This window comes from Mycobacterium botniense, from assembly GCF_010723305.1.
Taxonomy (GTDB): domain Bacteria; phylum Actinomycetota; class Actinomycetes; order Mycobacteriales; family Mycobacteriaceae; genus Mycobacterium; species Mycobacterium botniense.
The window spans coordinates 1,062,722-1,082,108 of sequence record NZ_BLKW01000002.1 but is presented as its reverse complement, the minus strand read 5'-3'; the positions used below and the strand labels follow the sequence as shown (position 1 = coordinate 1,082,108).

The 19,387-nt window shown below is 65.1% G+C and carries 18 protein-coding genes and 5 pseudogenes; 8 read left to right on the top strand and 15 right to left on the bottom strand.

All coding sequences use genetic code 11. From position 1 onward, the window contains the following. Window positions 1-13 precede the first annotated feature (13 nt). The 8 genes and pseudogenes from G6N08_RS05145 to G6N08_RS05115 all read right to left on the bottom strand — a co-directional run bounded on the left by G6N08_RS05145 (window position 14) and on the right by G6N08_RS05115 (window position 6,604). Entirely contained in the window at window positions 14-505 is a 492-nt protein-coding gene (locus G6N08_RS05145; RefSeq protein ID WP_371868997.1) for a copper resistance CopC family protein, read from the bottom strand. 82 nt (window positions 506-587) lie between these two features. Then, a pseudogene (locus G6N08_RS05140) lies at window positions 588-1,243 on the bottom strand (DUF6474 family protein). A 137-nt stretch (window positions 1,244-1,380) separates the two neighbouring features. Continuing rightward, on the bottom strand, window positions 1,381-1,779 hold the full coding sequence (locus G6N08_RS05135) for a helix-turn-helix domain-containing protein (RefSeq protein WP_163753118.1): 399 nt from the start codon (window positions 1,777-1,779) through the stop codon (window positions 1,381-1,383). A gap of 59 nt (window positions 1,780-1,838) precedes the next feature. Beyond that, window positions 1,839-3,142, bottom strand: a pseudogene (locus G6N08_RS05130) (ISL3 family transposase). A gap of 605 nt (window positions 3,143-3,747) precedes the next feature. Continuing rightward, window positions 3,748-4,278 (bottom strand): annotated as a pseudogene (locus G6N08_RS05125) (peptidase). 234 nt (window positions 4,279-4,512) lie between these two features. Beyond that, window positions 4,513-5,136: a superoxide dismutase gene (locus G6N08_RS05120; RefSeq protein WP_163754963.1), complete on the bottom strand. Its 624-nt coding sequence runs from the start codon at window positions 5,134-5,136 to the stop codon at window positions 4,513-4,515. Between the two features lie 141 nt (window positions 5,137-5,277). Beyond that, the gene (locus G6N08_RS20125) at window positions 5,278-5,436 is read right to left on the bottom strand and encodes a hypothetical protein (RefSeq protein ID WP_170301251.1); all 159 of its coding nucleotides are present in this window, start codon (window positions 5,434-5,436) and stop codon (window positions 5,278-5,280) included. Between the two features lie 322 nt (window positions 5,437-5,758). After that, entirely contained in the window at window positions 5,759-6,604 is an 846-nt protein-coding gene (locus G6N08_RS05115; RefSeq protein WP_246216612.1) for a histidine phosphatase family protein, read from the bottom strand. A gap of 9 nt (window positions 6,605-6,613) precedes the next feature. Here G6N08_RS05115 and G6N08_RS20590 point away from each other — a divergent pair, with 9 nt between their 5' ends. From G6N08_RS20590 to G6N08_RS05105, 3 genes are all read left to right on the top strand, one after another. Further along, window positions 6,614-6,763: a hypothetical protein gene (locus G6N08_RS20590; protein WP_246216552.1), complete on the top strand. Its 150-nt coding sequence runs from the start codon at window positions 6,614-6,616 to the stop codon at window positions 6,761-6,763. A gap of 504 nt (window positions 6,764-7,267) precedes the next feature. Next, window positions 7,268-8,293 (top strand): DUF4328 domain-containing protein, encoded by a 1,026-nt coding sequence (locus tag G6N08_RS05110; RefSeq protein ID WP_163753125.1) that lies wholly within the window; start codon window positions 7,268-7,270, stop codon window positions 8,291-8,293. Between the two features lie 4 nt (window positions 8,294-8,297). Next, window positions 8,298-9,116 carry a glycerophosphodiester phosphodiesterase gene (locus G6N08_RS05105; protein ID WP_163754961.1) on the top strand — a complete coding sequence of 273 codons (819 nt, stop codon included), beginning with the start codon at window positions 8,298-8,300 and terminating at the stop codon, window positions 9,114-9,116. 106 nt (window positions 9,117-9,222) lie between these two features. Here G6N08_RS05105 and G6N08_RS05100 read toward each other — a convergent pair whose 3' ends face one another. After that, entirely contained in the window at window positions 9,223-9,969 is a 747-nt protein-coding gene (locus G6N08_RS05100; RefSeq protein ID WP_163753139.1) for a CPBP family intramembrane glutamic endopeptidase, read from the bottom strand. Between the two features lie 184 nt (window positions 9,970-10,153). On the opposite strand from G6N08_RS05100, the gene pheA reads away from it, so the two are divergent. Both pheA and G6N08_RS05090 read left to right on the top strand, forming a co-directional pair. Further along, window positions 10,154-11,101: a prephenate dehydratase gene (gene pheA / locus G6N08_RS05095; protein ID WP_163754959.1), complete on the top strand. Its 948-nt coding sequence runs from the start codon at window positions 10,154-10,156 to the stop codon at window positions 11,099-11,101. Next, window positions 11,098-11,787, top strand: a complete 690-nt coding sequence (locus tag G6N08_RS05090) for a histidine phosphatase family protein (RefSeq protein ID WP_163754957.1) — start codon at window positions 11,098-11,100, stop codon at window positions 11,785-11,787. The genes pheA and G6N08_RS05090 overlap by 4 nt, the downstream gene beginning before the upstream one ends. 38 nt (window positions 11,788-11,825) lie before the next feature. On the opposite strand, the gene G6N08_RS05085 is transcribed toward G6N08_RS05090, so the two are convergent. From G6N08_RS05085 to G6N08_RS05075, 3 genes and pseudogenes are all read right to left on the bottom strand, one after another. Then, on the bottom strand, window positions 11,826-12,023 hold the full coding sequence (locus tag G6N08_RS05085; protein WP_163753127.1) for a hypothetical protein: 198 nt from the start codon (window positions 12,021-12,023) through the stop codon (window positions 11,826-11,828). A 66-nt stretch (window positions 12,024-12,089) separates the two neighbouring features. Continuing rightward, on the bottom strand, window positions 12,090-12,440 hold the full coding sequence (locus tag G6N08_RS05080; RefSeq protein ID WP_163754956.1) for a metallopeptidase family protein: 351 nt from the start codon (window positions 12,438-12,440) through the stop codon (window positions 12,090-12,092). A 4-nt stretch (window positions 12,441-12,444) separates the two neighbouring features. Further along, a pseudogene (locus G6N08_RS05075) lies at window positions 12,445-13,807 on the bottom strand (septum formation family protein). A 107-nt stretch (window positions 13,808-13,914) separates the two neighbouring features. Between G6N08_RS05075 and serS the strand changes: the two are divergent. After that, a complete protein-coding gene (serS, locus tag G6N08_RS05070) occupies window positions 13,915-15,174 on the top strand; it encodes a serine--tRNA ligase (protein ID WP_163754955.1) in 1,260 nt (419 codons plus the stop codon). Window positions 15,175-15,183: 9 nt separating this feature from the next. On the opposite strand, the gene G6N08_RS05065 is transcribed toward serS, so the two are convergent. From G6N08_RS05065 to G6N08_RS05055, 3 genes are all read right to left on the bottom strand, one after another. Further along, the gene (locus tag G6N08_RS05065; RefSeq protein ID WP_163753133.1) at window positions 15,184-15,666 is read right to left on the bottom strand and encodes a DUF2834 domain-containing protein; all 483 of its coding nucleotides are present in this window, start codon (window positions 15,664-15,666) and stop codon (window positions 15,184-15,186) included. Window positions 15,667-15,739: 73 nt separating this feature from the next. Next, window positions 15,740-16,090, bottom strand: coding sequence for a hypothetical protein (locus tag G6N08_RS05060; RefSeq protein ID WP_163756714.1), 351 nt, complete (start codon window positions 16,088-16,090; stop codon window positions 15,740-15,742). Then, window positions 16,087-17,637: a Rieske 2Fe-2S domain-containing protein gene (locus G6N08_RS05055; RefSeq protein ID WP_163754954.1), complete on the bottom strand. Its 1,551-nt coding sequence runs from the start codon at window positions 17,635-17,637 to the stop codon at window positions 16,087-16,089. The genes G6N08_RS05060 and G6N08_RS05055 overlap by 4 nt, the downstream gene beginning before the upstream one ends. Before the next feature lie 184 nt (window positions 17,638-17,821). Here G6N08_RS05055 and G6N08_RS05050 point away from each other — a divergent pair, with 184 nt between their 5' ends. Next, entirely contained in the window at window positions 17,822-18,598 is a 777-nt protein-coding gene (locus G6N08_RS05050; protein WP_163754953.1) for a lysophospholipid acyltransferase family protein, read from the top strand. A 6-nt stretch (window positions 18,599-18,604) separates the two neighbouring features. Next, window positions 18,605-19,383 (top strand): annotated as a pseudogene (locus tag G6N08_RS05045) (lysophospholipid acyltransferase family protein). The last annotated feature ends 4 nt before the right edge of the window (window positions 19,384-19,387 follow it).

The following is a 19,387-nucleotide window of genomic DNA, read 5'->3' as shown; positions in this document are numbered from 1 at the left end:
GTCCGGCGCGGGCTCACCGCCAGAACTGCCGCCGCACCGCCCACAGCGCAGCGCCGCCCACCACTGCCAAGGTCGCGGCTACGAACGGCCAGAGCGGGACACCGTCACCGGGGTGAGTGGGGAAGGTGGGCGGGCCGGGGCGGCCAGTGCCGGGCACGGTGAGCCGAAACGACCATGAGCCCGCTACCACGTGTCCATCAGCCGAGGTCACGCGGTAGTTCACCGTGTAGGGGCCGACCGGGCCCAGGGGGCGTAATGCGATGCTGACGGTGGCACCCCGCACCTGCGGTTGACCAGTGGACCAGATGTTGCCGTCCGGCCCGACAACGGTCATCGCGGCGAAGCCGCTCTGCAGCTCTTCATTGAAGGTGGCCGTGACACGTGCGGGACTGGTCGTGACCGCGGCATTCTCGGGTGGGTCGGCTGCTACCCGGGTGGCATGGGCCGCCGCCAGAGCGCTCGACGACACCAGCAGCGCCGTGACCAAAACGGCGACGGCGACCATCCGCATCATGTTTGTCATGCTGCGCCACTTTCACCGTTCAGCCCGAGGCGGCGGACGCGCGAGCGGCCATATGGTGTGACGGTCATTCCAGCCCCAATCGCGCCATCAAGTCGGCTTCGATACCGTCGAGCTGTCTGGCGATCGCGGAGTGGGTGGCGCGTCGACGTGCAGCGGGCATGGTTTCTGCAGCGGTAATAGCGGCGGACAGATCGGCTAGCCGGTCACTCACGGCGGCCACGAACTGCTGGGTTTCGCCGTCTCGGGGTTTCTTGTCCTGCACCGCTCGGAGTGAGTGCTCGGCACCGGCCACCCGGGCCGACAGTCGCGCACCATGCCCGGAGAATCGCCCGATCTGGGCCAACGGGATGCCCAGCCGGTCCGCGCGACGCTGGTCGATGAGTCCACGGGCCGCCATCGCCGCCCGGTACACCAGTGGCACCAGGATCGGGGCGAGCAATCGAGATACCGTCAAAACCCGGCGGATACGAGTAGGTGACAGCAGCTTACCCTCGCGAGCCGCTTTGAGTTGGGCCTCAGCGATCTTGAGCGCGGCACGATCGCTCTCCCGCTGAGCCTGCAACTGCGCTTTGAGCGCTTTGGCTTCAGCCCGCTGGGCGGATTTGATGCGCCGTGCTTCATTCTTTGCGGCCAGCTTGGCCTCCAGCTTGGCGCGGGCCTTGAGCGCCGGCTCTCGGCGCGACGAGTCGCGCGGCTCTTTCGCTTACGGAACAGACCCATTCCCGCCGCCTCCCGAATTGTCGTGCACTCTCGCGACGTGTGCGATCCGAGCCCACCCTAATCGGCAGCGGTCGACGGCTGTGGGCCAGGTGAGGGACAGATGGGGCAGATGGCCGCGTTATGCCACCCGCGAAAGCTCATGTGTCCAGATGCTCTTTACGGCGTAGCTCGTTGACACGATCTTCGATGTCTTGCTGGGCCTCAGGCGATAAGTCAACCAGCCGCCCCACGATGCGGCGAATATTTTCGTCCCGCATGGTGGCCAGCCACGACAACTCCTTGTCGAGTTTTTCGTAGTACTCGTCGTCGGTGAAGTAGGCCGGTTTGATCCGGAAAAAGTTCGCAAGCGCCGCCATTGTCGCTGCCGAGGGGTTCGTGCGGTTGCCGGAGCGCAGTTGCGAGAGGTAAGGAGCCGACATCGTGATGCCCTCGGCCTTCAGCGCTGCGATGACCTCAGCGGAGGTATGCGGTCCCCGTCCAGGCGGATATACGGTGTCGAACAGTCGGTTCAGGCGGGCAGCGAACGTCGTGCTCATCGATATGACCTCCACCGGGCTTGCGAGAGTGAATGGTTGCCTGCACGTATTTGGGCTCTTCATGATTGAGGGTGTAGTTGGGGTCTGAATCCGCCGGTTTCTAGTAGTGATCGGGCGATGTAGTTGGTGAGGTTGCGAAATCCGAAGGCGGAGCCGCGCAGGTGTTCGAGTCGGCCGTTGATGGCTTCGGTTGGCCGTTGCTGGTTCCAGGCCGGTCGAAGTAGGCCAGGATGTCGCCGGCCCGTTTCTTCAACGTGCGGCCCAGTGTGATGAGCTCGCGCAGGGCTTTGGGGACGCCACGGCTGAGGGTGTCGATCACGGCCTGCATCATCGCGCGGCCCTTGGCCCGGTTGGGTTCGCGGTAGGCAGCGACGGTGCGCTGATAGATCGTCCAGGTGGCTTCAACCTCGACATGGGCGTCGGCGGCGAACAGGGCGTGCAGCCGGATCTTCTGTTTGTCGGTGAGCAGGTCGGCGCCGGTGTGTAGGGTGTGCCGGCAGGCGTAGAGCGGATCGGTTTTGCGGCCACGGTGCCCGCAGGTGTCCAGCTGGACGCGGCGTCGGCACTCATCGAGGGCGTCACCGGCGAGCCGGACCACATGGAAGGGGTCCATCACCGCGACCGCTTCGGGCAGTTCGTCGCTGGTGGCGGTCTTGAACCCGGTGAATCCGTCCATCGCAACGACTTGCACGCCGTCACGCCAGGATTTGGGCCGCTCAGCTAGCCAGGTCTTGAAGGCCTGTTTGGAGCGTCCTTCGACCATGTCGAGCAGCCGAGCAGGACCGGTTCCGTCGCGCACCGCGGTCAGATCGATGATCACCGTGACGTGCTTGTCGCCTTTGCGGGTGTGGCGCCACACGTGCTCGTCGACGCCGATGACGCGCACACCGTCGAACCGGCCGGGATCGTCGATGAGCACGCGCCGGCCTTCGGCCAGCACCGCGCTGTTGGCGGTGTTCCACGACACCCCGAGGCCTTCAGCGACTCGTGCCACGCTCAGGTGTTGACACACCAGGGCTTCCAAGGCCCAACGCAGAGCCCGTCGCGACAGCTTGGCCCGCGGCTCGGCCGCAGCACTGCTGTCTTGGCGCCACACATGCGCACAGCCGGCACACCGGTAACGGCGCACGGTGACCAGCAGGTCGTCGGCCGCCACCCGAACGGCTCATGCGCCAATTCCCGAGTGACGGTGTCGCGGGGTGCCCTGTTCCCCGCAGCGGCGACACCACGAGTCGTCATCGACGATCCGGCACGCCAGCACCGCCCGATCAGCCTGCAGGCGTTGGCCGGTCACCTCCAGCCCGAGCTCATCAAGGCGGCAGAACATGGTCAGATCGGGGCAAGCGAAGGTAGCGTCAGGCACGTCGAGGTCTTCTGATAGGCAGTATGGAAACTCCCATCATCAGAAGACCTCGACCCCTATCCCGGCAGCGACGCGCCGACCACCTCTACACCCTCAACTGCGAAGAGCCCGTATTTGCTGATCATGGTAGCGAGAGTTGTGTCCACAACCAAGTGCAAACTGCACAAATCGCTGACGCGGCGGCAACCTGCGTGGTAGGGATATCGAGAAACGTGAAGCTACTCCCACAGAGCAATCCCGAAGGACGCGGATTTCGGCTCGTATCCACGGGATGCACTACAGACACTGGGTAGCGGAGCGTTACGGTTATAGTGTCTGAGGGAATCTGGCGGTCCTACGCCGCTGACGTCACCCGGCGTCAAGCAACGCACACACTATTGTGTCGAATCCGGAAACCACTTTGCTGTGGGTTCTGGGGGATCGCGGCAAGCGTCCAATGGCGCGTGCAGAACCGGCCGTCATGGCCGCCTGCCGGCGTCGGCGACAGAGGGCTAAGCGACCGGGTTCACCCGCCACCGGGCCGATACATTCGGGGCTTTCGGGGACGTGGCCCGACTGAGTGGCGGCGCCCCCGGTCCAAGCCGGGCTCGGGAATTTGACACCGGTTATGCAGCAAGCAGCATGGCCAGGATCGCAGTGTCGGGATGGCTAATAGGGTCGACGCCGACCCGACTCACCATCGAGGTGACGGTACCGTCGGCCTCGGCTTCGACCCAGGCCGCGCGGTGTTCCAGGCCCAGATGCGGCAGCCCGGGCAGCAGTACGCAGCCCGATGCCGCCCCAGCACATTCCGGCAGTGACGGTGTGGTTTCCGACGGGGTGCAGCATCATTAATGCGGGCGGCTGCTGATCGGAGAAATAGCCGGGTGGAATAGCCGAGTCACCGACGACTGTCCCTTCAGCAAGCACCAAACCCACAGTGCCGGGTTCCGGTTCGTCCGGCAGTTCTTCGCGAGCGCCGAACACCGTTGTGGTGGAGAGCAATCCGGGGAGTGATGCCACCCACACCGCGACCCGTAGAAGTTGGGCCCACTCCTTCGTCGAATCGGGCCACCGTCCAGAAATCACGAACCCCTTCAACGTGCCGTGGGAATGGAACGGGTGACTTCAACCGCCCGGCCTGACCCTGTTCCCATTGCGCCCTCCGCTATACCTCCCATTCGGGGTAACGCGACATTTGGTGGATGAAACGTCGATTAGACCAGGATGCGCCCCACGTGCGTGGCGTGCAAGCCGACACGGGTAGGGAGACAGGGCGAAAGTCGGGCGCCACACGACGCGCATGTGGCGCCCGGGCAGGTTCAGCCGGAGTCAGCGTGCGGAGCGTTACGCGAACGACGCAGCCCGCAGACCAGGTCAGCCGGCGATGGTCAGCCGGCGATCAGCCCCTTGGTCTTCGAGGTGGCCGCTGCGTAGCGTTCCTGCACATCCGCCCAGTTGACAACGTTCCAAAACGCCTTGGCGAAGTCCGCCTTGACGTTCTTGTACTGCAAGTAGAAGGCGTGCTCCCACATGTCGAGCATCAGCAGCGGCACGATGCCCAGCGGAAAGTTGGATTGGTGGTCGTAGACCTGGAATACCAACAACTTGTTGGCAAGGCTATCGTAGCCGAGGGCCGCCCACCCTGAACCCATCACGGTGGTGGCAGCTGCGGTGAATTGGGCGCGGAATTTGTCGAACGAGCCGAACGCGTCGTCGATAGCTGCCGCAAGTTCCCCGGTCGGCTTGTCACCACCGTTGGGTGACAGGTTCTTCCACCACAGGGTGTGGTTGATGTGGCCGCCCAGATTGAACGCCAGGCTCTTCTCCCACAGGGCGGTCGCGGAGTGGTCATCTTTGGCGCGAGCCTCTTCGAGTTTTTCGAGGGCGTCGTTTGCGCCTTTGACGTATGTCGCGTGGTGTTTGCTGTGGTGAAGCTCGTTGATCTGCCCCGAGATGTGCGGCTCCAGCGCTCCGTAGTCCCAGTCCAGGTCGGGCAAGGTGTATACAGCCACGTGGTTCCTTCCTTGATCGTCGATTTCGTTGTGACGCTCTCCTCGCAAGCTCCGTGCTGGCGCACGGCCCTACTCAACACTGCTCCATGACTGCGTCGGCCGCAACAACGCTGCGGTGACGCCTACCCGGTGCGGGCCGGTTCAGAACACAACGATAACGGCGAGGATCGCGAGCAACACCAGCGCGATCAGCCCGGCGCGCAAACCCGCGACGAGATAGGAGCGGTTCCAGGCCGGCGAGTCGGAAAACCACGGCGCCGATGACGCCGCTGGCCGCGGCCCGATGGGATGCATGACCATCAAACCACCCTGACCTGCACGTTCAATGTGGCCCCCAGTGAGGTGAATCACAACGGCAACTCGTGGTCGCGATCATAGCGCCTTGTGAACCTCGACGAAAATTGTCTCGCCGAGAGCGTCATGAGCTGCGCGTTCACCCCCGAGAGCGGCAGTGCTGAGCACGGATGGCCCCACAACCTGCCCAGTCGACCTGCTCAGTCGACCTGCTCAGTCGACCTGCTAAGTCAACCCGAAGACCAACGACCCGAACGCATCGATGAGCGCCATGGCTGAATCCCGCGCTGCCACGTCGGCAGCGAGATTCTGCACCACGTAGCCGATGTCACCGATCACTGATTGGGGGAACTGAGCTATCGCGGCGCCGACGCTGTACACGCCGGCCGCAAGCGCATCCTGGATCGTCGTCGCGTTGCCGGTGAGGGCGGCCTCGACCAGGTTGTAGATCGCCATCTGCGGCGGGGTGATCACGTCCCGGAAGTCGACGATGAGCTGCGTCAGCAATCCCGGATCTTGCGGAATGGGTTGCCCGTCGAAGCTGACCAGCGTCCATCCCTCCGTGGGGTTGCCTTCGAGTTCCACCACGCCGGCGTTGGGCAGGAACGGGTGTTTTCCGGCTGAGCACCGCTTCGACGAAGCGTGGCAAGAAGATCGCCAGATCGGGGTTTTTCGCGTTGAGCAGAGTCCAGGTGCTGATCGCCGCCTCACCGGAAAACGCGACATCGGTGACCTGGCCGTTCGCGCTGACGATCGGGTTGGCCAACGCGTCGGCATACATCGTGGCAACAGCGTTGCTGAAGTAGTCCTCGAAGGCGATCCCGTTGAAGTCCAACGAGCCCGGCATCGGCACGAATTCGTAGCCAAACGCCCACGTCAGCAGGGTCAGGTCGTAGAGGATACCGCCGGGGCCCGAATACGGGTCGCCCGCGTAGATGCCGCCACCGATCTCGTTGAGCCCGGAAAGTATGTGCGGAGTCTCCTGCTCGAGCGCGGCGAAGGGCGCTGCGGTCTGCGCCATCCGGATGTTTTGCCCCTCGAAGATCCCGGCCACCGCGTCCGGGCTGCCGAGCTGATTGGCGAGTTGGGTTCCCACCTCTTGTGCCTCGTCCTGGCCAAGGTCGCTCAGCGGCGACCCGGGCAGCACGTTGCCGGCAACGACTCCTGTCGACACCGTCTGTCCGTGCCGCACGAGGTCGAGGACGATGTCCTCCTCGCCAGCGGTGAGTGCGACGTCACCGCCGCGGGGGCCGGCGGGCGGCGGGGTGGCCGGGATGACGGCGACGACGCCAGCGCCGGCAACGGCAACACCAGCGGCAATGCAGCCGAATAATTGACTCTGCTGCTGAGATATCTTAGGCATGGTCTCAGGCCTCTCACAGGCTGTGCCTCTATTATTTATAATGAGTGGACTATACAAATACTTTGCTGCAATTTCACCGCTGAGCGGTGCGTGGATTCGTCCGCTCGGTGGGCACTGTGTTTAGTTAGCGCGGCAATGGGTTTCGCTCGACCAGCGGCTGGCCTGTCGATGACGATCGGCGATCGGCTCATGTTATCCACAGGTTCCTCATCGATATCCGTATTGACACGACGTCAATGATGTGCTGACCCACAAACCCCTGTGGATAAAGCTGTGGAAATTGTGGATAGCGGGAAGTAGCTGCGGCCTGCCGTCGACCGGGCGTCCGGCTGTGTGGCGCGGGCCGCGACCGACCGCCGAGAGCGCCAAGCCGATCTCCGAAAAGCCGACGAACTGCGGCGGAGCTGCCAGTCTGGAGGCGACCGTGATCCACGCGCGATGCGTGCGAAGACCGGCCGCCGTTAGGCTGAGCGGGTGATCCAAGTGTGCTCTCAGTGCGGCACGCGGTGGAATGTGCGCGACCGCCAGCGCATGTGGTGTCCCCGCTGCCGCGGCGCGCTACTGGCGCCGTTGCCGGAGGCCGACCCGCGGTGGAGCGCACAGGGACCGACCCAGGCGCCGGTCACCGCCAGCCAGCGTCCAGCGCCGCAGCTGCCACCGGGCTACCGGTGGATCGCGGTGCGTCCGGGTGCTCCGCCGCCGCGGCGGCCGCCACGCAAACCTCTTGGGCCCACTCCGCGCTACACCGTCATACCGCGGTGGAGTCTGGCCGATCAGGTCGGCGAAGCCGCCCAGCAGCGGGCGTCACCGGTACGGCAGGGGCCGCCGGCGACGACGGTACATACGACCTTGTTCGCCACCCTCGTGGTGTTCGCCATCGCCGCACTGGTGTATGTGGTGCGATACGTGTTGCTGGTCATCAATCGCAACACATTGCTGAACCCGCTGGTGGCTGCGGCTGCGGTCTGGCTTGGAGTAGGAGTGAGCCTGGCGGCGATCGCAGCGGTGATCGCGTGCGCCGTGGTGTTGATCCGATGGCTGATTGCGCGGCGAGCCGCCGCGTTCATGCACTATGGCCGGCACGAGCCGCGCCCCGGCTGGAGTTTGTGGGCGGGCTGCCTGGTCCCGCTGGTGAACCTGGCGTGGGCCCCGGTGTACGTCATCGAGCTGGCCATGCTCGAAAAGCTCTATGCCCGGTTACGGAGGCCGATCCTGATGTGGTGGATCGTGTGGATCGCCAGCACCGGGGTATCGGTTTTTGCTATCGCGACCAGTCGGGCCCACGACGCGCAGGGAATCGCGAATAACACTGTCGCGATGACGCTCGGCTATCTGCTGGCGGCGGCGACACTGGCGACTCTCGTGCGAGTGTTCGATGGGTTTGAGCGCAAACCGATTGAACGGCCTGCGCATCGGTGGGTGGTGGTGCCCGTGGACGGGCAGGGCTCCCTGTCCCCCGCCGCCACGGTTGAGCTGCAGGGCCGGGAACCGGCAGCATAGGGGTATGACGTCGGCCGATAGGGTGCTGACCGGGCACCCTTTTGTGGTCGCTCATCGTGGGGCATCGGCAGCTCGGCCGGAACATACCCTCGCGGCCTATGACCTTGCCCTCAAAGAGGGGGCTGACGGGGTGGAATGCGATGTACGGCTGACCCGCGACGGTCACTTGGTGTGCGTCCATGACCGTCGCCTGGACCGCACATCGACCGGTGCCGGCTTGGTCAGCACGATGACGTTGGCCCAGTTGCGCGAATTGGAATACGGCGCGTGGCATGTCAGCTGGCGCCCCGACGGTGCTCATGGTGATACGAGCCTGTTGACGCTGGACGCCCTCGTCGCGCTGGTCCTGGACTGGCGGCGTCCGGTGAAGATCTTCATCGAAACCAAACATCCTGTCCGGTACGGCGCACTGGTGGAAAGCAAGGTGTTAGCGCTGCTGCACCGGTTCGGTATTGCCGCGCCGGCCTCCGCCGACCGATCCCGGGCCGTGGTGATGTCGTTTTCGGCGGCCGCGGTCTGGCGGATTCGCCGCGCGGCACCGCTGCTGCCGACGGTGTTGCTCGGGCGCGCCGCCTGGTATCTGGCCAGTAGCGCAGCGACCGCGGTCGGTGCCACCGCCGTCGGGCCGTCGATCACCACGCTGCGTGACCATCCGGAACTCGTCGACCGTGCCGCGGCGCAGGGCCGGGCTCTGTACTGTTGGAATGTCGATACGTTCGACGACGTCACCTTCTGCCGGGATCTTGGAGTGGCCTGGATCGCCACTCACTACCCCGGGCGGACCAAGGCCTGGCTGCAGAACGGGTCGACGGCGAGCCGGTGACGATCCGCGGCAGCGATGTCTCACCGCACAGTGCACCCCACAGTGCCGCACCCCGATGGCGGCGACGGGCAGCACATGACGGCGGCCAGGACCGGAGCCGGGCGTTTCAGCGTAGCCAGCCCAGATGACCGGCCAGGAGTGCATAACCGACGAACGCGACAGTGTCGATGAGACCATGCGCGATCACCAGCGGCCAGAGTCGGCCGGTGCGGCGCCACACATACCCGAACACCAGCCCCATCGCGCAGTTACCCAGCCCGGCACCAAACCCTTGGTAGAGGTGGTAAACACCGCGCAGCACACTTGAGCAGGCCAGTGCGACGCCAGGGCGGATGCCCAGCTGCCCAAGCCGGGTCAGCAGATAGCCGACCACGAGCACCTCTTCCGCCCAGCCGTCGGCGAACGCCATCCCAACCAGCACCGGCACCCGCCACCAGGTCGGGCCCAGGCCGGAGGGAATGACGGAGGCGTTAATCCCCACCGTCCGCGCCGCGAGATAGCCGGCTAATCCGGGCAGGCCGACCACGGCGGCCAGACCAGTGCCGCCCAGCACATCGGCCCGCCAGCGGATCCGCCCCAGCCCGATTCGCGCCGGACTCACACCGCTACGCCACAGCAGATACACCCCCAGAGCACCCCAGGCGACCAGTTGTGCGATGACCGCGAGGTTCAGCCCGAGATCGATCAGGTCAAAGTAGGAGCGTCGCGGGTTGATCGGGATCCGCTGCGCGCCCAGATTACGCAGAACCTCATCGATGAGCTGCAGGATCGCGGTGAGGGCGCTGACGCCGAAGGTGACGCCCAGCACAACGGCGACCTCGATGCCCAGCGTCCGGCGCGGCGCCGGCGGCATTTCGGGTTCACCGGGCAGCGCGGTCACGCCCGACACGGTAGCCGCCCCAATGGTCCGCGTGAGCGGCGCCCGGCTAAGCGACGCATTGCCAAGCGGGCAGCCACCGGCTGCGTCAATCGGACAGAGCTAACACAAACTCTGCTGCGCACCAGCGCAATTCTGTCGACCCGGTTACTGTTTGGTCGTGGTCCGCATCGCGTATCTCGGCCCGGAAGGAACGTTCACCGAAGCGGCGCTGCTGCAGCTGGCGGCCGCAGGCATGGTCCCCGACCACGGCCCCGCTACCGTGCGGCGTGTGCCCAGCGAAAGCACGCCTGCCGCACTCGACGCTGTTCGTGACGGCGTAGTCGATTACGCGTGCGTGCCCATCGAGAACTCGATCGAAGGGCCTGTGGTGCCCACCCTGGACAGCCTGGCCATGGGTTCGCCGCTGCAAGTGTTCGCCGAGACAACGCTGGATGTGGCGTTCAGCATCGTCGTCAAGCCCGGCCGGACCGTCGCCGACGTTCGCACGGTCGCTGCTTTTCCCATGGCGGCCGCGCAGGTGCGGCACTGGCTGGCCACCCATCTGCCGGTCGCGGAGCTGCGGCCGGCGAACTCCAATGCGGACGCTGCGCAGCAGGTCGCCGATGGCCAGGTCGACGCCGCGGTCAGTTCAGCGCTGGCCGCCCACCACTGCGGGTTAACGGCGCTGGCCGACGGCGTCGTCGATGAACCCAACGCCCGCACCCGCTTCCTGCTGGTCGGCCCGCCCGGGCCGCCGCCGCCCCGAACGGGGGCCGACCGGACGTCGGTCGTGTTGCGGATCCACAATACGCCCGGGGCCCTGGTCGCTGCGCTGAGCGAGTTCGGCATCCGCGGAATCGACCTGACCCGGATCGAGTCTCGGCCCACCCGCACCGAACTGGGCGCCTACATGTTTTTCCTGGACTGTGTCGGCCATATCGACGACGACGCGGTTGCCGAGGCACTTAAAGCCTTGCACCGCCGTTGTGCCGATGTGCGATACCTCGGTTCTTGGCCCACCGGTGTACTAGCGGGCGCACAACCACCGCCGTGCGACGAAGCAGCCCGCTGGCTGGCCCGGTTACGGGAAGGAAAACCGGATCCCGCCGGAGGCACCGCGCAATGAGCGGTCGTTTGGTGCTGGTGCGGCACGCCCAGTCCTACGGCAACCTGGAGCGCCGGCTGGACACGTTACCGCCAGGAACCAGCTTGACACCTCTGGGTCGGGATCAGGCCCGTATATTTGCGCGTACCCGTTCGCCGCGGCCCGCGATGGTGATCCATTCGGTCGCGGCCCGAGCCGCGGAGACCGCCGCGGTGATCGGCGCCGAACTGGGGGTGCCGATCCGCGAAGTCGCCGGCATCCACGAAGTGCAGGTCGGGGAATTGGAAAACCGCAACGACGACGAAGCGGTTGCCGAGTTCAACGCGATCTACCAGCGGTGGCATCACGGTGAACTGGAGGTGCCGCTACCCGGGGGGGAAACCGGGCGCGACGTGTTGGACCGCTACCTGCCGGTGCTCACCGATCTGCGCATCCGTTACCTCGACGACCATGACTGGACCGGCGACATCATCGTCGTGAGCCACGGTGCGGCGATCCGGCTGGCGGCCGCTGCGCTGGCCGGCGTGGACGGCGGGTTCGTGCTGGATCACCATCTCGGCAACACTGAATCGGTGGTGCTGATCCCCATCACCGACGGCCGATGGAGTTGTGTGCGCTGGGGTGAGCTGTCGCCGCCGTTCTCCCCCGAGCCCGCGCCGGCTCCAATCGCCGACGCGGTGCGCTGCAACACCGACCCGATGGCCTGAGCAGCTCGCGGCACCACGCTGGCCGGGCACCTTCGAGATCACATACCGGCGGCCAGCGCGACCGGTTCACCGCACCCGCAGCCGACCATGTCGCACTCGATCACAAAGGTGTGCGGAATCAGCTCGGGGTCGTCGCAGCCGTCGTCAGTGCACTCCGGTCGGCGCAGCGCATGGCGAATGACGGTGCCGTGGCAGTGAGCCAAGTCTTCACGACAACCGCGGCAGCTGGTACCCATGGGCTGTTCTTAGCACCCGGCGCGGACAAACCCGTCGATGCCACGCCCATCGATTGCCAGTCATTGTCAGGCCCAGCCGAGTTCCTCCAGCCGGTCGTCGTCGATCCCGAAGTGGTGAGCAACCTCGTGGATCACCGTGATCATCACCTGCTCGACAACCTCGGCATCGGAATGACAGGCGTCCAGCAGCGCTTCCCGGTAGATCGTGATCGTATCCGGTAGCGCGCCGGCGTAGCTGGAGTCGCGTTCGGTCAGCGCTACCCCGTCGTACAGTCCGAGCAGGTCAGGTTCTTCGGGGTGGCGCTCGGCGACGAGAACGACGACGTTGTCCATAGCCGCGGCGAGCTCCTGCGGGATCAGGTCCAGTGCGTGGGAAACCAGTTCGTCGAACCGCCCCGGGTCCATCCGCACGGCCATCGGATCATGCTCCTGGTGCGGGTGCGGCCGGAGCCGGCGGTGGCGGGGCCGGTGGGGCTTCCATCGGCGCCGGGGGAGGCGGCGGTGGGGGTTCGCCACCCGCAGCCGCCGGTGGTGGCGCTTCAGCACCCGGAGATGGCGGTACGGCGGGCGCCGGCTGCGGCGGCGACTGCGGAGCCGGCTCGGCAGGTTGGTGCGGCAGGTGCTGGTTGCCCGGCCGTTGCCCGGTCGATGCCGTCGAGGTGCCCTGGCTCAGCGGCACGGGGGGCACCGGGATCGGCGGCGGGTTGAGCCGCTCTTGGGGGGATCTCCGGCGGCGGGATGGGTGGCTGGCCATTGATCAGCAGCGGACCCTTGGCGCTGTTGAGCAATGTCGCCCAGCCACCGTTGCCCAGGGTCGCGCCGATACTGCAGGAAACTTCCCGGCTACCGGCCGCCCAGCTGGGCAGCGAGACGGTGTTATAGGTCAGCGTCAGCGTGGTGTTGCGCAACTGGACCGGGGCAAGGTAAGCCTCTGTCAGCCGGGTGCACGAGTCTTTGATAAAAGTGTCCTGCTCAGGTTCAGGGGGCAGCGCGCCGGGGAATCTCTCGGCGAGGTTGACACTGCCGGTGACCTCCATGGCATGCGGTCCTGCGCAGTCGACCGGGGTATCGGTGGGTTGGTTGGTAGCAGGGTCGATACCGAGACAAGTTCCCGCCGGCCAGACCTTCGATTGATCAAGGTTGGCGACCCGGCCCTGGAAAGCGGCCTGTTGGTTGTTGGGGCCGGGCAGTTGCAGGCCGCACAGCACGCGGCGGTCACCAGACTGGCGCCAGGCGCGGTCACCCGACCACAGCATACTGATGCTGAACTTGCTGTTGGGGTCGTAGTGGTTTCCCAGGTAGCGCCGGACCGCAGCCTCGCACTGCTCCTGGCTGATCTGCTCGATACGAGCAGCTGACGGCGGCGCCGAATCGGGACCGTACTCCGAGCCCGGGAAGGTCCGCATATCGATGGACTCGGCGACCTCGAAACGGTGTTCGTCTTTGCACTCGACGATACTGGCCGCCTCGGGCAGGTTCTCCGGCCACATCAGACAGTCGCCGCTGGTGGCGCGGTTGAAAGCTTCGTTGCTCTTGACGCCGGTGCTGGGCACCGGGTTAGCGACCATGTAACCCACCAGCCGCCCCGGACCGGTGTCGCCGCTCGGCACCGCGGTGACCACGCCGGCAATGAGCAGGCCACCCAGGGCGGTCAGCAGCAGGGTGCGTCGTGTCGACGTGGCGCGCAGGGCATGCCAGGAGGGCAGCCGACGCCGTGCCGCCCGCGGCTGTTGAGCGGCGGCCGGTGAATCGTCCTGGTCGGTTGCGTCTGGCATCCGCTCCATTCTGACAGGCTGCATGACCGGCGTGAAAGCTGTTGCATGTGGGATCCTGGCTCCGGGCGCCAGGCCGGCGACGCTCGGCCCCGGCGACCGAAAGTAGGTTAAAGGTCGTGATCGACCTGAAGCTGCTGCGGGATAACCCCGACGCGGTCCGGCGTTCTCAGGTCAGCCGCGGCGAAGACCCCGCTCTGGTGGACGCCTTGCTGGCCGCTGATGCCGCCCGCCGGGCGGCGATCTCCACGGCGGACTCACTGCGCGCCGAACAGAAGGCTGCGAGCAAGAACGTGAGTACCGCCTCCGGCGACGAGCGTGCGGCACTGCTAGCGCGGGCCAGGGAACTGGCCGAACAGGTCAAGGCCGCCGAGGCCGCTCAGGCGCAGGCCGAGGCGGCGTTCACTGCGGCCCATCTGGCGATCCCGAACGTCATCCTCGACGACGTGCCCCCCGGCGGGGAAGACGACTATCGCGTCCTGGATGTCGTCGGTGAGCCCGCCGCCGTCGAAAACCCGCGTGACCATGTCGAACTCGGTGAGGCACTGGGGCTCATCGACATGCAGCGCGGTGCCAAAGTGTCCGGCTCGCGGTTTTATTTCCTGACGGGCCGGGGTGCGCTGCTGCAGCTGGGGCTCTTGCAGCTGGCGATGCGGTTGGCCGTCGACAACGGGTTCATCGCGATGATCCCGCCGGTGCTGGTGCGTCCCGAGGTGATGTCCGGTACCGGGTTTCTCGGCGCCCACGCCGAAGAGGTGTACCGCGTGGAGTCTGACGACCTTTATTTGGTCGGTACTTCCGAAGTTCCCCTGGCCGGCTACCACGCAGACGAAATCCTTGACCTGTCCGCCGGGCCCCTGCGCTATGTGGGCTGGTCGTCGTGCTTTCGGCGTGAGGCCGGCAGCCACGGCAAAGACACGCGCGGCATCATCCGGGTGCATCAGTTCGACAAGGTGGAAGCGTTCGTCTACTGCATGCCCGCCCACGCTGAAACCGAGCATGAACGATTGCTGCACTGGCAACGCGAAATGTTAGCCAAGGTCGAGGTGCCCTATCGGGTAATCGACGTGGCCGCAGGCGATCTCGGTTCCTCAGCGGCTCGGAAGTTCGACTGCGAGGCCTGGCTGCCGACACAAGGCACCTACCGCGAACTGACGTCCACGTCGAACTGCACCACCTTTCAGGCACGCCGGCTGGCGACGCGCTACCGCGATCCCAACGGAAAGCCGCACATCGCTGCAACACTCAACGGCACCTTGGCCACCACCCGCTGGCTGGTGGCGATACTGGAGAATCACCAACAACCCGACGGCAGTGTGCGGATCCCCGACGCACTCGTCCCCTACGTGGGCACCGAACTGCTGGAGCCCACGCACTGAGCGCTGCGGTCAGCCCGGAACCTGAGCGCTCAACCGCCGGTGACGACGCTGTCGTTCGATGGTGGCGAAGTAGAACGCGAAGGCAAATGTAAAACTGGTGAACAAGCTGCACACAAAGTACAGCCATGGACGCCGCACACCGTGACGGTAGCCGTCGACAATGCTAAACATTGGCAGCAGAACCACGTTCGCGATCGTATAGTCCTGGCCGGCGGAGCTGGCGGCTGGATTGGTGAACAGCAGCCTGATGTAATCCGACCAACTTCCGGGCCCCCAGATCGGATTGCCGTCCCCAGACGAGTAATCACGCACGAAACATATGTTGAAATACCAACCCAGCACGATCGAGGCGATACCGACGCAATAGTATGCACACTCAAGCATCGAAAACCGCGGTCCCTCAGTTGGCCTGGCGAAAACAGCGCAGTTCGACACGACGATCGCGCCGATCACCGTCAAGCCCAGCAAACCATGCGCCAACAGTGAGAACACGCGCGCCATCTCAGTGCCGATTCGTTGATTTGTCAATAGGGCAGAAAAACCGGGAAGACCGACCCGAAGAGGATCAACACGGCTGCCGGCCAGCCAGCAGCTCGTCGAGCAATGCGATAAACTCGGCCGGATGTGCCGGGGTGAATGCGGGCCTTGGCCGGGTTCCCGGTACGTCCAGCGTGATCAACGTCGATTTCAGCGGTCGACGTACGTCTAACGGCAGCCAGCGGCGCAGATCTGAGCTGCCCCAGATACGGAACCGGTGCAGCAGCAGGCCCAGTGGCTCAGCCCTGTATCCGCGGACAGTGTTCAGTGGAATGACTTTCGCTGTGCCAGAGGGAAAGTGGTAGCGGCGCAGGGTGATCGCTTGATCGTCCAGCTGCACGAGACCGTCGTCGTAGGACCGCCTGGCCGCCTTGCTCACAGCGGTGAACACCGAAGCTCGTGACCGCGTGCCGTGAGACAGCGGCCGGTGTCCAGATCCCACTGCCAGCCATGCATGTTGCAAGTCAATGTATTACCTTCGACCACACCGAATTTAGATAAGTCAGCCTTCAGGTGTGGGCAGCGGCGTTGAACTTCCCAGCGGTCCAACGCGATCGACGCAGTGTCATCATGTGCTTCAGCGAACCAGCCATTGGCATACGTGATCCGTTCGCCGGTAAGGCATTTGAAAAATGTATAGAGGTATTCGTTGTAACCACCGACCCGCCAGGCCCTGAAGCGGGTGGACAGGAAAATGGTGTTGACCCAGTCTGGTTCGTTGTCGCGCAGCACAGTGCGAACCAACTCCGGCGCGATAGCGAAGCCGTAGCGAAACTTCTCGCCGTTAATCGGTTCTCGCACAGCTCGTTTCGGAAAGTCGAGAACTATGGACTCGGAACCGATAACCAGTTCCACTGGGTAGCCCACACCGTCGCAGATCTCGTCGCTTTGCCACATGATCGGCTCGAACAGTTCCCGCAGCGGCTTGAGCAGCGCCTCGCCGGTCGCCGGGGCCCAACTGGCCTTCTCCGCGGCGATGACGGGGGCCATCCGGTCGGCGTAGTCGGAGAGATAAGCCGCCTTGCCGGTGGTGAACATGGCCTCAATCTGGTCGTGCGGCAGCGGGTGATGCACTGAGTGCAATACCGGACCGGTGAAGTCGGCGGTGGAACCGGGAATCATGAGCAGGCCGCGGTGGTGGCCGTGCGCACGCATCTGTTCCAGGAAGACCATCTGGTCGGGAAAGATATTGGCGGGATCTCCGTGGTCGTCGTTGAGGTAGCGCAACTCCGCATCCAAGAAACACGGCGGACCGGCGGATGGCACCACCCACGTGGCCCCCACCTGTGCGATGTACTGGCGGGCGCGGTCCATCTGACGCTGCCGCTTTTGGGTGCCGAAGGCCTTTTTGGCGCGCGCCGGCATGTCGTAGACCATCGGGTACCAGATCGCCCCGGAGTACTGGAGCATGTGCACGTCGATGTGACCGAACTCGGCGGGCAGCATGTCCACCTCCACGGGGCGGGCATCGTTCATGTTAAAAACCGTGGTCTCGCCGTCGGAGACCACCAGCGCCGAGTCGCCGATCGGGCCGTCAGCGGGGCTCCGCAACGCGATGATCATCACCTCAAGCTCGCCTTTAGGTCCGCTGAGCCGATGTTTGACCGAGTCGGTGGTCTCGAAAAACCGGTGGAAACCCAGCTTGGTCAGCTCGTCTCGCAGGTCGGGCACCGGATAGTCGGGCAGCAGTACCACCGCATCCTTGTTCACGTGCGCGGCCAGCAGCCTCGCGTCGAAGTGGTCCCGATGCAGATGTGACACGTAGAGGTAGTCGCAGTCACCCAGGGCAGCCCAGTCCAGTGTGCTGTTGTCCGGGAATGGGAACCACGACGCGAAATAGGCCGGATTAACCCAGGGGTCGCACAGGATGCTGCCCGCCGCGGTCTGGATCAGAAATCCGGCATGGCCGATGCTGGTGAGCTGCACGAATACCTTTCACGTACCTTTCATGCAGGGGTAGGACGATAGGACAGCAACGTCGTTTTGAGCTTAGCGAGCGGACTGGTGCTACGGCCGGTCAGCAACCGGGCAGAACCGCGGGAACTGCTCAGAACCCCCGCCTCACGTCCGAGCCCGAAAGACTTCCCGACGGGGCATTAGGCTGGGCGCTGTGGAGCCGGTGTATGCGACGATCATCCAGCTCGCACGCCTGACCTGGCGAGTGCAGGGTTTACAGTTCCATGTCACCGGCGTGGAGAATGTGCCCGCCAGCGGTGGGGCCGTCATCGCCATCAACCACACCAGTTATTTCGACTTCACCTTCGCCGGGTTGCCGGCCTACCAGCAGGGGCTGGGGCGCAAAGTGCGGTTCATGGCCAAGCGGGAGGTCTTCGACCACAAGGTCGCCGGGCCGATCATGCGGGCATGCCGGCACATCCCGGTGGACCGTGACAACGGCGCCGCAGCCTTTGACGCGGCGGTCGTGCTGCTCAAGGCCGGTGAACTGGTCGGTGTCTATCCGGAGGCGACGATCAGCCGCAGTTTTGAAATCAAGGAACTCAAGGGCGGAGCTGCCCGCATGGCTGTGGCGGCGGACGTGCCCATCATCCCCCACATCGTGTGGGGGGCTCAGCGGATCTGGACCAAAGACCATCCCAAGAAACTGTTTCGCCCAAAGGTCCCCATCGCGGTCGCCGTCGGGGAGCCGATCGCCCCGACACTTCCGGCCTCCGAGCTGACTGCGCTGCTGCGGGCCCGGATGCAGCATCTGCTCGAAAAGGTGCAGGAGGCTTACGGGCCGCACCCGGCAGGGGAGTTCTGGGTGCCGCACCGGCTGGGGGGAGGCGCGCCGTCATTGGCGGAGGCAGCCCGACTCGACGCCCAGGAGGCTGCAGAAAGAGCAGCTCGCCGGGCGGAGCAGGGTGGTGCCGCCGGAGCCGTGGAGTAACAGCGGATGGCGGAGCCGGTTTTCCGCGCGTTGGAGATTGTGGCTCGGGTAGTCGTCGCGGCCTCCGGAAGCCCCCTCAGCTTCAGCGGCGTGGAACACATTCCCGCCCATGGCGGCGCCGTGATCGCGATCAACCACACCAGCTATGTCGACTTTTTACCGGCTGCACTGGCCACATATCAGCGGCGCCGACGGCTGCGATTCATGATCAAGGCTGAGATGCAGCAAGTGAAGCTGGTGAATTACCTGATCAAGCACACCAAGACGATTCCGGTGGACCGCAGTGCGGGCGCCGACGCATATGCCGTGGCTGTGCAGCGGCTGCGGGAGGGGGAACTTGTGGGGTCTATCCTGAGGCCACGATCAGCCGCAGCTTTGAACTGAAACCGTTCAAGACGGGCGCGGCCCGCATGGCTGCGGAGGCACGAGTCCCGATCATTCCTCTCATCGTGTGGGGCGCGCACCGGATCTGGACGAAAGATCACCCAAAAAACTTGGGCCGCAAAAAAATACCAATTGCGGTTGCGGTTGGTGCACCGATGTGCGCCGCCGAAGGCGTAGAACAGACGAACGCCGCACTTCGTGAGTCGATGACCGCTTTGCTGCACCGGGTTCAGCAGGAGTATCCGCATCCGCCCGGGGTGTGGTGGGTGCCGCATCGGCTGGGCGGCAGTGCGCCGACTTTAGCCGAAGCGGCCCGGATGGACGCTGCGGAGTTCGCGGCGCGGGCCGCGCACCACACACAGCAAAAGTCCGGGTCGGGGTGGGCTGGACGAGGGGAGTAGCGGG